Source organism: Bradyrhizobium genosp. L (assembly GCF_015624485.1).
In the GTDB taxonomy this organism is placed as follows: Bacteria; Pseudomonadota; Alphaproteobacteria; order Rhizobiales; family Xanthobacteraceae; genus Bradyrhizobium.
The window spans coordinates 536,797-549,521 of record NZ_CP061378.1; the positions used below are offsets into that span (position 1 = coordinate 536,797).

10 protein-coding genes are annotated in these 12,725 nt (G+C 64.0%); 4 read left to right on the plus strand and 6 right to left on the minus strand.

The features are described from left to right. Positions 1-84 precede the first annotated feature (84 nt). Positions 85-561, minus strand: a complete 477-nt coding sequence (locus IC762_RS02505; RefSeq protein WP_195787086.1) for an Lrp/AsnC family transcriptional regulator — start codon at positions 559-561, stop codon at positions 85-87. Between the two features lie 123 nt (positions 562-684). Between IC762_RS02505 and hppD the strand changes: the two genes are divergently transcribed. Then, a complete protein-coding gene (gene hppD / locus IC762_RS02510) occupies positions 685-1,803 on the plus strand; it encodes a 4-hydroxyphenylpyruvate dioxygenase (protein ID WP_195787087.1) in 1,119 nt (372 codons plus the stop codon). Positions 1,804-1,937: 134 nt separating this feature from the next. On the opposite strand, the gene IC762_RS02515 is transcribed toward hppD, so the two are convergent. The 5 genes from IC762_RS02515 to IC762_RS02535 all read right to left on the minus strand — a co-directional run bounded on the left by IC762_RS02515 (position 1,938) and on the right by IC762_RS02535 (position 8,626). Next, positions 1,938-3,251, minus strand: a complete 1,314-nt coding sequence (locus IC762_RS02515; protein ID WP_195787088.1) for an MFS transporter — start codon at positions 3,249-3,251, stop codon at positions 1,938-1,940. A gap of 345 nt (positions 3,252-3,596) precedes the next feature. Further along, positions 3,597-4,709, minus strand: coding sequence for a CaiB/BaiF CoA transferase family protein (locus tag IC762_RS02520; protein WP_195787089.1), 1,113 nt, complete (start codon positions 4,707-4,709; stop codon positions 3,597-3,599). Positions 4,710-4,898: 189 nt separating this feature from the next. Next, positions 4,899-5,699 carry an FAD binding domain-containing protein gene (locus IC762_RS02525; protein ID WP_195787090.1) on the minus strand — a complete coding sequence of 267 codons (801 nt, stop codon included), beginning with the start codon at positions 5,697-5,699 and terminating at the stop codon, positions 4,899-4,901. A gap of 11 nt (positions 5,700-5,710) precedes the next feature. After that, complete coding sequence (locus IC762_RS02530) at positions 5,711-8,050, minus strand: xanthine dehydrogenase family protein molybdopterin-binding subunit (RefSeq protein WP_195787091.1); 2,340 nt, start codon at positions 8,048-8,050, stop codon at positions 5,711-5,713. Positions 8,051-8,140: 90 nt separating this feature from the next. Next, positions 8,141-8,626, minus strand: a complete 486-nt coding sequence (locus IC762_RS02535) for a (2Fe-2S)-binding protein (protein WP_195787092.1) — start codon at positions 8,624-8,626, stop codon at positions 8,141-8,143. 407 nt (positions 8,627-9,033) lie between these two features. On the opposite strand from IC762_RS02535, the gene IC762_RS02540 reads away from it, so the two are divergent. The 3 genes from IC762_RS02540 (at position 9,034) to IC762_RS02550 (ending at position 12,675) form a co-directional block, all read left to right on the plus strand. Then, positions 9,034-10,749: a PQQ-dependent dehydrogenase, methanol/ethanol family gene (locus IC762_RS02540; RefSeq protein ID WP_246801401.1), complete on the plus strand. Its 1,716-nt coding sequence runs from the start codon at positions 9,034-9,036 to the stop codon at positions 10,747-10,749. Positions 10,750-10,934: 185 nt separating this feature from the next. Then, a complete protein-coding gene (locus IC762_RS02545; protein WP_246801402.1) occupies positions 10,935-11,957 on the plus strand; it encodes a c-type cytochrome in 1,023 nt (340 codons plus the stop codon). Between the two features lie 37 nt (positions 11,958-11,994). Beyond that, positions 11,995-12,675 (plus strand): response regulator, encoded by a 681-nt coding sequence (locus tag IC762_RS02550; protein ID WP_195787093.1) that lies wholly within the window; start codon positions 11,995-11,997, stop codon positions 12,673-12,675. Positions 12,676-12,725 lie beyond the last annotated feature (50 nt).

The following is a 12,725-nucleotide window of genomic DNA, read 5'->3' on the forward strand; positions in this document are numbered from 1 at the left end:
GATCGCTTCCCTTGCCGGATGTTGCAGCGATGATCGCAAGCCACGCCGCCAAAGCGAATGGCGGAATTCCCTCGATTTGCGCCATCAGGCCTGCAGCGACTTCAGCGGCAGCTTGGTGCTTTCCTTGAGCCGGTCGAGCACGATCGAGGAGCGCACGTGGGCCACGCTCTGGTGCGGCATCAGCACGTTGTTGATGATGTCCGACAGGCTCTTGAGGTCGCGCAGCATCACCTTGAGCAAATAGTCGGCGTCGCCGGTCAGCGCGTAAGCGTCCTGGATGTCGTCGACGCGGTTCACCAGCTCGCGGAACCGTTTGGCATTGTCGGGTGAATGGGTCGCCAAGGTGATGTGGATGAAGGCGATCAGGCCGAAGCCGAGCGCCTCGCCGGCGAGGTCGGCGTGGTAGCCGGATATCACCTTCTCCTCCTCCAGCCGCATCCGGCGCCGCGAGCATTGCGAGGCGGAGAGGCCGACCAGGTCGGCGAGCTGCTGGTTGGTGAGCCGGCCGTCATCCTGCAACGCGGCGAGCATTTTGAGGTCGAAGGCGTCAACGTCAGTCATGCTCTGATCGTCCAATTTGTGCACAAATCGTGCATGATTCTAGCAAAAAGAGGGTTATTTTGCACGCACATTGCGCAGCAAGTGACGGAAACTGATCTCCAGCCAAATCAGGGAGTTATCGCCATGGGTCCATTTCCGCACGACGCTCCGCTGGCCACGATCAGCGCCGACAACCCGATGGGCACCGATGGCTTCGAGTTCGTCGAATATGCCCACCCCAATCCCGAAGAGCTGCACGCTTTGTTCAAGTTGATGGGTTTTGTCCCGGTCGCCCGCCACAAGACCAAGGCGATCACGGTCTATCGCCAGGGCGACATCAATTATCTCGTCAACGAGCAGACTGGCACCCACGGCTTCGACTTCGTCGCCGCTCACGGCCCATGCGCACCGTCGATGGCGTTCCGCGTGGTCGATGCGAAGCAGGCCTATGCGCGTGCGATCTCGCTCGGCGCGGAGCCGGCCGATGTCTCGTCTGCACAGAAGACCCTCGATGTCCCCGCGATCAGGGGCATCGGCGGCAGCCTGCTGTATTTCGTCGACCGTTACGGCGCCAAGGGCTCGGCCTACGACACCGAGTTCGAATGGCAGGGCGTGCCGAACCCGCGACCTGCGGGCTCCGGCCTTTATTACGTCGACCACCTCACCCACAACGTCCATCGCGGCCGCATGGATGTCTGGACCGGCTTCTATTCGAAGCTGTTCAACTTCCGCCAGATCCGCTTCTTCGACATCGAGGGCCGCGCGTCGGGCCTGTTCTCGCGCGCGCTGACCAGTCCGGACGGCAAGATCAGGATTCCGATCAACGAGGACGCCGGCGATTCCGGGCAGATCGAGGAATATCTCAACATCTATCGCGGCGAGGGCATCCAGCATATCGCCTGCGGTGCGCGCGATATCTATTCGACGGTCGAGACGCTACGCGCGGACGGCTTGCCGTTCATGCCGTCGCCGCCGGAGACCTATTTCGAGCGGATCGATGCGCGCCTGCCCAAGCATGGCGAGGACCTGACAAGGCTCCAAAGCAACGGCATCCTGATCGATGGCGAGGGTGTGGTCGACGGCGACCAGACCAAGGTGCTGCTGCAGATATTCTCGGCGAACGCGATCGGACCGATCTTCTTCGAGTTCATCCAGCGCAAGGGCGACGACGGATTCGGCGAAGGCAATTTCAAGGCGCTGTTCGAATCGATCGAGGAAGACCAAATCCGCCGCGGCGTACTGAAAGTCGACGACGCGGCGTAACGCTGCGCAGACAGCGTGGGGTGGGCAAAGCGCAAGCGTGCCCACCATCACGAGCACGGAGTGGAGGGTGGGCACGGCGCAAGAGCGCCTTTGCCCACCCTACGTTCTACGATTCCCGTGCCGCTCAGCAGCAGCTAGCGCGAGGCGCCGGCCAGTGCTTCCGCTGGCCTCGCATCCTCCGGCTCGCTCCGTCGCAGCTCCGGCACGCGCATCGCCAACGTCGCGACCACGCTGATCACGCTCATGATGATCACGTACCAGACCCATGACAGCTTGTCGCCGGTGCTTGCGATGATCCAGGTGAAGATGATCTGCGCGGTGCCGCCGAAGATGGTCACGCCCAGCGCGTAGGCGATCGAGAGCCCGGCGGTGCGCACCACGGAGGGAAAGATCACCGGAATGAGGACGATGCCGGCCCCGGACGACATCGCGTGGAACGCCATCAGGAAGACGGTCGTGATCACGAGAACCTGCGGCGAGCCGGATGAAATCACCAGGTGCAGCGCGGGGTAAAGCAGCAGCGTGAAGACCAGCCGCGGGAGAATGGCCGCCGCCTTCAGCCCGTATTTATCCGCAAGGAAGCCGCCGACCAGCGAGAAGATCGTTCCGCTGATCGCGATGGCGAAGTTCGCGGCCATCGACCAGCCCTGGCTGTAATGCAGCGTGTTGATGGCGTAGGTCGCCGTGTACAGGAAGAAATACTGGCTGATGGTGCCGCCCGATATCAAGAGGATGCAGAGCAGGATCTTCTGCCAATGGTTCGCCAGCAAATCGGACAGCACGCGCCCCATGCTGTCATGGGCGTGCTCGGCGTCCATCGTCTCGTCGAGATTGCGCCTGATATAATAGCCCACCGGTGCGATCAGGATGCCGAGCAGGAACGGCACCCGCCAGCCCCAGCTGTCGGTGGCGCCGGGCGTGATCAGCAACGCCAGCAGCAGACCGATCAGGCCCGAGATCGCGCTTCCCATGTTCTGGCTGGCGAGCTGCCAGCTGCCGAAGAAGCCTTTGCGATGCGCGGGCGCGCTTTCCAGTAGATAGGTGGTGGCCGGCCCCATCTCGCCGCCGGCCGAGAAGCCCTGCAGCAATCGCGCGAACACCAGCAGGATCGGCGCGAGCACACCGATCTGCCCATAGGTCGGCAACAGCCCGATCATGCCGCTGCCAACCGCCATCAGCCAGATCGTCAGCGTCATCGCAGGGCGCCGGCCGAAGCGGTCGGCATAGGCGCCGATCAGGATGCCGCCGAGCGGCCGCGCCACGAAGCCGACGCCGAATGTCGCCACCGAGAGCAATAGGCCGGTGCTCGGATTTTCCGTCGGAAAGAACGCCTTGGCGAGCCAGGTGGCGAACGCCGCATAAACCGTGAAGTCATAGAACTCCAGCGCATTGCCCAGGATCGCCGCGCCGACGCGCATGGTCTGCGACGGTGGCGGACGGTCTGGCATACGATTCACTGGCATACGGTTCATGTGGCGTCCCCCTTGTCATCTCACCGACAACAAGCAAGAGGTGCGCCGTAATGCAACGGGCTTTCTCGCGAGAGCTTGAGATTGATTGCATTCGTCACGGTGCCTGTTCCGACAGGCTGCATGCAAATCACGTATTGGTTGTGGATACTAAAGCGCGCTGAGATCAGGTTGAACCGTCGTCACGCTTCAAACCGCTTCACACGTTTCCGGATCGTGCTCTAAGAGCGTTTTCGAGCGAAGTGGATTCCGGTTCGCGTGAAGAAAACACGTCAAAACCAGAATCTAGAGCTCCGTTCCGATTCCATCGGAACGGAAAAAGCTCTAGTCGCGGGTCTTCCAGGCGCTCGTCACGTCGCCGATGCGCGCGAGCTCAGGCTCGCGGATCGCGGACGGTGTGCGCGAGAAGCGCGGCGCGGGCGCGGGCTGGGTCACGCCGTGGCGCTCGACGAACACGTTTCGCGCGGCCATGTGCGGATGATCAGGCGCCTCCGCCATGGTCAGGATCGGCGCGAAGCAGATGTCGGTGCCTTCCATGATCTCGCACCAATCCGCGCGCGATTTGCTTTTGAAGACCTTGGTGAGCTTCTCCTTCAGCGCCGGCCATGCCTTGCGATCCATCTGCGCGTCGAAGTCGGCGTCGGTGAGGTCGGCATGCTTGCGCAGCAGCGCGTAGAACTGCGGCTCGATCGAGCCGATCGAGATGAAGTGCCCGCAGGAGCATTCATAGACGCCGTAGAAATGCGCGCCGCCGTCGAGGAAATTCTCGTCGCGCGCGCCGCTCCAGCGGCCCTGCGCGCGCATGTCGTAGAACATCGCCATCAGCGAGGCCGCGCCGTCGCACATCGCGGTGTCGACCACCTGGCCCTTGCCGGACTTCTGCGCTTCCAGCAGCGCGGCGAGCACGCCGACCACGAGATAGAGCGCGCCGCCGCCGAAATCGCCGACCAGATTGAGCGGCGGCACCGGCTTCTCCTTGGTCCCGATCGCGGCCAGCGCGCCGGTGATCGAGATGTAATTGATGTCATGGCCGGCGGCGTTGGCCAGCGGGCCTTCCTGGCCCCAGCCGGTCATCCGGCCATAGACCAGTTTGGGGTTGCGCGCGAGCACGATGTCCGGGCCGAGCCCGAGCCGTTCCATCACGCCGGGACGAAAACCTTCGATCAGCGCATCGGCGTGGCCGAGCAGGTCGAGCACCTCCGCGATTGCGTCCTTGTTCTTCAGGTCGAGCTCGATCACCTTGCGGCCCCGTGTCGCCACCGCCTTCAAGTTCTTGCCCGCGCCGACCCGGTCGAGCGTGATCACCTCGGCGCCCATGTCGGCGAGCAGCATGCAGGCGAACGGGCCGGGACCGATGCCGGCGAATTCGACGATGCGGAAGCCTGCGAGCGGACCGGACGCGCGGACGGCGGCGTGGGAGGCGGGTTTGTCGAGCACGTTGTTATTCCGTTGGTTTGCTGAGGGGGCGTTTCCGAACCGTCCGTGAGACGGAATTCTTAATTAGCTGATTAGCTAAATTGTCTCGCCGAATGCGCGGTGTGGCAAGCAGCTTTTGCCCCAAGTGCCCGGTAAAAACGCGAACGGCGCGCCTCGCTGCGCGCCGTTCCATGTTGTGTTGAGGCGCTATCAGCCCGCCGCGGTGACCGCGCGCTGGCCCATCACCTTGACGAGGTTGGCGCGATAGTCCGCCGAGCCGTGGATATCGGCGAGCAGGCCGCTTGCCGGGATCGTCACGCTGTCGAGTGCCGAGGCCGACCAGTTCGCCTTGAGTGCCTGCTCGATCACGCCGACCCGCATCACGCCGCTTTGCGACGCGCCGGTCGCCGCCACCTGCACATCGCCGGACCTAGTCCTGGCGACGAACACGCCGGTCAGCGCAAAGCGCGAGGCCGGGTGACGCATCTTGGCGTAGCCCGCCTTTGCCGGAACCGGGAACGACACGGCGGTGATGATCTCGCCGTCTTCGAGCGCCGTCGAGAACAGGCCCTTGAAGAAGTCGTGCGCTGCGATCGACCGCTTGTTGGTCTTCACCGTCGCGCCGAGCGCCAGCACCGCCGCCGGATAATCCGCCGCCGGGTCGTTGTTGGCGAGCGAGCCGCCGATCGTGCCGCGATGGCGCACGGCGGGATCGCCGATCATCGAGGCCAGATGGGCGAGCGCCGGGATCGCCTTCTGCACGGCCTCGCTTTGCGCGACGTCGTAATGCGTGGTCGCGGCCTTGATGGTGACGGTATCGCCTGACACGTCGATGCCGATCATGTCCTTGATCTTGGCGACGTCGATCACGTCGGATGGCGCGGCAAGGCGCTGCTTCATCACGGGCAGCAACGTCTGTCCACCGGCCAGGAATTTCGCCTCGCTGCCTTTGCCGAACAGCGACACGGCATCGTCGACCGAGGATGCGCGGTGATAAGTGGTCTCGTACATCGTATCCTCCCTCAACCGTGAATGGCATGCCAGACGCGATCGGGCGTCGCCGGCATTTCCAGCTTGTTGTTGCCGATGGCGTCCGTGATCGCGTTGATCACGGCCGCGGAGGCGCCGATGGCGCCGGCTTCACCGCAACCCTTGACGCCGAGCGGATTGCCCGGACAGAGCGTCGTGGTGTGGGAGAGCTGGAACGACGGCAGATCGTCGGCGCGCGGCATGGTGTAATCCATGAACGATGCGGTCACCAGCTGACCGGTATCGTCATAGACCGCGCCTTCGAGCAGCGCCTGGCCGATGCCCTGGGCAAGGCCGCCATGGACCTGACCTTCGACGATCATCGGGTTGATCAGGCGCCCGAAATCGTCCGCCGCCACGAAGTTGACGAACGAGGTCTTGCCGGTGCCGGGGTCGACCTCGAGCTCGCAGATATAGGCGCCGGCCGGGAAGGTGAAGTTGGTCGGGTCGTAGAATGCCGTCTCCTTCAGGCCCGGCTCCATGCCGTCGGGCAGATTGTGCGCGGTGTAGGCGGCGAGGGCGACCATCGGCAGCGCGATCGACTTGTCGGTGCCGGTGACCTTGAACTCGCCGTTCTCGATCACGATGTCACCTTCGGACGCTTCGAGCGCGTGCGCCGCGATCTTCTTGGCCTTGGCTTCGACCTTCTCCATCGCTTTCACGATCGCCGCTCCGCCGACCGCGATCGAGCGCGAGCCGTAGGTGCCCATGCCGAACTGCACCTTGTCGGTGTCGCCATGCACGATCGAGACCTGGCTGATCGGCACGCCGAGCCGCTCGGCGACGATCTGGCAGAACGTGGTCTCGTGGCCCTGACCGTGGCTGTGCGATCCCGTCAGCACCTCGATGGTGCCGACCGGGTTGACGCGGATTTCCGCGGATTCCCACAGGCCGACGCCGGCACCGAGGCTGCCGACCGCCTTCGACGGCGCGATACCGCAGGCCTCGATGTAGCAGGAGACGCCGATGCCGCGCAGCTTGCCTTCACCCTTGGCCTTGGCCTTGCGGGCCGCGAAGCCGGCATAGTCGATCGCCTTCATCGCAGCGTCGATCGAGGCGTGGAAGTCGCCGATGTCATACGCCATGATCACGGGCGTCTGATACGGGAACTGGGTGATGAAGTTTGCCTTGCGCAGCTCGGCCGGATCGACCTTCAACTGCCGCGCCGCGGTCTCCATCATGCGTTCGATCAGGAAACTCGCCTCGGGGCGGCCGGCGCCGCGATAGGCGTCGACCGGCGTGGTGTTGGTGTAGACGCCGATCACCTCGGCATAGATCGCCGGGATCACATATTGTCCGGACAGCAGCGTGGCGTAGAGATAGGTCGGCACCGACGAGGAGAACAGCGACATGTAGGCGCCGAAATTGGCATGGGTCTTGACCCTGAGGCCAAGGATCTTGTTGTCCTTGTCGAACGCCATCTCGGCCTTGGAGACATGGTCGCGGCCGTGCGCGTCGGTGAGGAAGGCTTCTGAGCGGTCGCCGGTCCACTTCACCGGGCGGTTGACCTTCCTGGAGGCCCACAGCGCCACCATCTCTTCCGGATAGATGAAGATCTTGGAGCCGAAGCCGCCGCCGACGTCGGGCGCGATCACCCGCAGCTTGTGCTCAGGTGCGATGTTGTAGAACGCCGACAGCACCAGGCGGGCGACGTGCGGGTTCTGCGAGGTCGTGTAGAGCGTGTAGTGCTCCTCGGCCTGGTCGTAATGTGCGATCGCCGCGCGCGGCTCCATCGCGTTCGGCACCAGGCGGTTATTGGTGAGGTCGAGCGTCACGACGTTGGCGGCCTTGCCGAAGGCGTCGTTGACCGCCGCTTCGTCGCCGAGATGCCAGTCATAGACGATGTTGCCGGGAGCTTCGGGGTGCAGCTGCGGCGCCCCCGATGCGATCGCGGCCTTGACGTCCGCCGCGGCGGGAAGCTCTTCGTAGCTGACGATGACCGCCTCGGCCGCGTCCTTGGCCTGGTTCTTGGTCTCGGCGATCACGACCGCGACTGCCTGTCCGACGAAGCGCACGGTCTCCGGCGCCATCGCCGGCCACGCGCCCATTTTCATCGGCGAACCGTCCTTCGAGGTGATGGCCCAGCCGCAAATGAGATTGCCGACCTTGTCGTCGACGATCTGTTGCCCGGTCAGCACCGCGATCACACCGGGCATCTTCATCGCCTCGGTGGAATCGATGCCTTTGACCTTGGCATGTGCGTGGGGGCTGCGAATGAAGTGAGCATAGCTCATGCCGACCATCTTGATGTCGTCGACATATTTTCCCTGGCCGGTAATGAACCGGCGGTCTTCCTTGCGCACGACGCGTGCGCCAATTCCTTCAACACCCATTGTCAGATCCTCCCGACCGGAGATTTCGATTTGCCGCCGTTTCCATCGAGCCGGCGGTGATGAGCTTGATCGTTTCGTGTCCGTAGGCGGCTATTCGGCGGCCTGCGCAACCTTCATGCGGCCGGCGGCATCGAGCACGGCCTTGACGATGTTGTGGTAGCCGGTGCAGCGGCAGATGTTGCCCTCGAGCTCGTGGCGGACGGTTTCCTCGTCGAGATTGCCACCATGGCGGTGCACGATATCGACCGCGGACATGATCATGCCGGGGGTGCAATAACCGCATTGCAGGCCGTGATTGTCGCGGAACGCCGCCTGCATCGGGTGCAGCTCGTCGCCCTTGGCGAGGCCTTCGATGGTGGTGACGCTGCTTCCCGCGGCCTGGCCCGCCAGCATGGTGCAGGATTTCACCGCCCGCCCATCGACATGGACGACGCAGGCGCCGCATTGGCTGGTATCGCAGCCGACATGGGTGCCGGTGAGGTTCAGATTTTCGCGCAACAGGTGCACGAGGAGGGTTCGGTCCTCGACGTCGACCGAGACCGCCCTGCCGTTGACCGTCAGTTTGACTGTAGACACGCGTCTCTCCCGAATTGCTTCGTTATCGGCCCAGTAGACCATGCTTCATTTGGGACGTAACCGCGATCAAAGTCGTAGTGGCGACCTCGTCATGAAGGCGGCCGGGCCTGTGCCGCGATCCTAGCAGGCCGTTGTTGCGTCGGCAATTTGCAAGGTCGCAACCCGACGATTTGAGGCGACGAGACCGGCCTCGTCCGGCCGCCTTTGCCGCGCATTGGCAGCGTCCGCGTTGCCCGGAATCGGTCTCCGTCGCTGCTACTACCTTCCGCCTATAACGACCCAAAAGCGTTGCTGTCATCTTCCTTGCCGAAGCAGCGACGAAGATCGCGCATTCATGAATTGGGTAAGAATTCGCGCCCGCGATGCATGCATCGCGGCAACGAAACCATATTGTCTGGAGGAAGCAGATGAAGCCGAGGAGCGGGATTTTCTTTGCCGGCGTGTCGCTGGTCGCGATGGTGATGGCGAGTGTTGGCGCGTCGAGAGCCAACGATTCGGTCGTGAAGGCGGTCTCGGACCCCAACGAATGGGCGATCGCCGGGCATGATTACGGCAATACGCGTTTCAGTCCCTTGAAGCAGATCAATTCCGAGAATGCCGGCAAGCTGCAGCTGGTCTACTCGATGTCGCTGGCCTCGTTGCGCTCCAACGAGTCTTCGCCGGTCGTGATCGGCAAGACGCTCTACGTCTCGACCTCCTGGGGACCGAAATACGTCTACGCGATCGACGCCGCCACCGGCGCGCGCAAATGGACCTGGCAGCCGGACATTCCGGATGACGTGCTTCAGTATGCCTGCTGCGACGTCAACAGCCGCGGCGTGTCCTATGCCGACGGCAAGATCTTCGTCGGCCGGCTCGACGGCAAGCTGACCGCGCTCGATGCCGAAACCGGCAAGGAGCTGTGGACCTCGACCGTGGTCGACTACAAGCAGGGCTCGGTGATCACCTCGCCGCCGCTGATCGTCCGCGACAAGGTCATCACCGGCTTCGGCGGCGGCGAGTACGGCGTCCGCGGCTCGTTGCAGGCGTTCAGCCTGAAGGACGGCAAGCTGCTCTGGCAGACCTACACCGTGCCGGCGCCTGGCGACCCCGGCAGCGATACCTGGAAGGGCGATACCGGCCTGCATGGCGGCGGCGCCGCCTGGCTGGTCGGCTCCTATGATGCGAAGACCGACACGGTCTATTGGGGCACCAGCAATCCGGGGCCGTGGAACACCGCGGTGCGCTCCACCGGCGACGGCAATTTCGGCAAGCTGACCAATCTCTACACCGCCTCGACGCTCGCGATCGATCCCAACGACGGCAAGATCAAGTGGCACATCCAGGGTACGCCGGCCGACGCCTGGGATTTCGATGGCGTCAACGAGTTGCTGCTGGCCGATCTCAAGATCAAGGGCGCCGAGACCCCGGTGTTGATGAAGGCCGATCGCAACGGCTTCTTCTTCGTCGCCAACCGCGAGACCGGCAAGGTGATCTCGGCCGAGAAATATGTCTTCGCGAATTGGGCCAAGAAGTGGGACATCAACACGATGCGGGCCGAAGAGGATCCGGACAAGCGCCCCGGTCCCGGCCATCCCGCTAAGGACATCTGTCCGAACCTGATCGGCGGCAAGAACTGGCAGCCGATGTCGTTCAACCCGGGGACCGGCCTCGTCTACATCCCGACCAACAACGTCTGCATGGACTGGTCGGTCGGCGACGTCAACTACAAGCGCGGCGTGTTCTATCTCGGTGCCGAATTCCCGACCAAGGAAGGTCCGGGCGGCTTCCTCGGCGAACTCGTGGCCTGGGATCCGATCGCCAACAAGAAGGTCTGGGGCATCAAGGAAGACCTTCCCTTCAACGGCGGCACGCTGACCACCGGGGGCAATCTGGTGTTCTCCGGCAATCTGCACGGCGACTTCCGCGCCATCGACGCCAAGAACGGCAAGGTGCTGTGGAGCAAGAACCTCGGCAGCGGCATCGGTGCGGGCCCGGTCACCTATTCGGTCGACGGCAAGCAGTATGTCGCGATCGTGGTCGGACGCACCGCGGCACTCCCGGCCTTCCTCGGCGACATCGGCAAGAAGATGGTCGCCGCGGCGCCCGAGGGCGGCTCGCTGTTCGTGTTCGCCCTGCAATAACGATCGAACGGAGGCAATCGTGTTCCTGATGTGCATGGCCCGAAACGAACTGCGCAGTCGTTCGCGCAACGCCCGGTTGGGACGCGATCCGGTCCGTCCTGCTCTCCACACTGCTGCTGGCGCCGGCCCTGTCGGCCGGCGCCGAAGCGACCAAGCCGCTGCGGCTTTGCGCCGATCCGACCAATTTGCCGTTCTCGAGCGACGAGCCCGGCAACCCGGGCCTCTATCTCGAGATCGGCCAGGCGGTGGCCCAACGGCTCGGCCGCGCGGTGAGCTACACCTGGTACAAATCGTACTTCGGCAAGCGCACGGTGCGCGAGACGCTGCTCTCGCGGCAATGCGACGCCATGGTCGGCCTGCCGCTGGTCGACGACTTCATGGGCCCGGCGGTGATCTTCTCGAAGCCGATTGCCCACGAAGGCTACGCGCTGGTCGCGGCAAAGGATCGCAAGCTCGGTGGTGTCGACGATCTCAAGGGATTGCGGGTCGCGGTGCAATACCAGTCGACGCCGCAAAACCTGCTGGCGTCGCGTGACGAGATCCAGAAGGTGACGGTGCTCAGTCCCGATGAGGGCATGGTGGCGCTGGAGCAGGGCAAGGTCGACGTCGCCTTCATCTGGGCGCCGGTGGCGGGCTGGCTCAACAAGACCGTCTATGGCGACAAATATCGGCTCGTCTCGACCGAAGGCGACGGCCTGCTCTGGCAGACCGCGATCGGCTTCGCCAAGGGATCGGGCGCGCTGCGCGATGAGGTCGACACGGTGCTGCCGTCGCTGCAGGCCGATATCGACGCGCTGTTCGTCAAATATGGCGTGCCGAACGCCACACCGGTGAAGTTCGGCGAGGTCGATCGGGCGACGTCGTCGGTCGGCGCCAACGAGCCGGTCACGGTCGGACAGGCCGCCCCGGCCGACAAGCCGGTGCAGACCGCGGCAGTCAGCGGAGACCCCAAGGCAGGCCGGGAAACCTTCAACGGCACCTGCGCGCACTGCCATGGCCCGGACGCGGTTCAGGCCGAACGCAAGATCGATCTCAGGCTGCTGAGGAAGCGCTATGCCGACGAGATGGAAGCGACCTTCTGGAAAACGGTCCATGATGGCCGGCCGGCCAAGGGCATGCCGGCGTGGAAGGATGTTTTTAGCGACGACGAGCTGAAAAACGTCTATGCCTATCTGCAGACGGTGCAGGACTCCGGCACGTCGAACTGAGGGGCAGGGCGATTGTAACATCCATGCGAGGGTCCTCATGATGGGGTTCCTGATCATCGACGATCACCCATTGTTTGGCGAAGCGCTTGGCAATGCCATCCGGATCTCGCATCCGGATGCCCGGATCTACGAGGCCACCTCGATCAAAGGCGCGCTCGGCATCCTCGCCGCCGAGCCGAACATCGACCTCGCGCTGCTCGATCTACTGCTGCCCGACGTGGTCGGCTTCTCCGGCTTCCAGAAGATCCGCGACCGCTATCCGCGGCTGCCGATCGCCATCGTGTCGAGCGAGGAGGACAAGCACACGATCCGCGAGGCGCTGGAGATGGGCGCGGTCGGCTATTTGCCGAAATCGACCTCGCTGGGCGAGCTCTCGGAAGCGATCGCGCGGGTGCTGAGCGGATCGGTTTCGGCGCCGCGGGACTTCGTCGCGGTCGGCGCGCTCGAGCAATCCGAGACCGCGCGGACGCTGCGCGAGCGGATCCAGAAGCTGACCCCGCAGCAGATCCGCGTGCTGCATCTGATCACCCGCGGCCTGCAGAACCGCGAGATCGCCGCCGAGCTCAAGCTCGCGGAGTCCACGGTGAAGGCGCATGTTACGGAGATCCTGCGCAAGCTGAAGCTGTTCAGCCGCAACAAGGCGATCATCGAGCTCGGCAAGATTCCGCTGCCCGCTCCCGAAACCTGCGCGGCGAACAAGCCGGAACAGGCGTCCTGATCAGCCGCACCGCAAGGCGCGCGGTGCGCTCGCCTATAGGCCGCATGGCA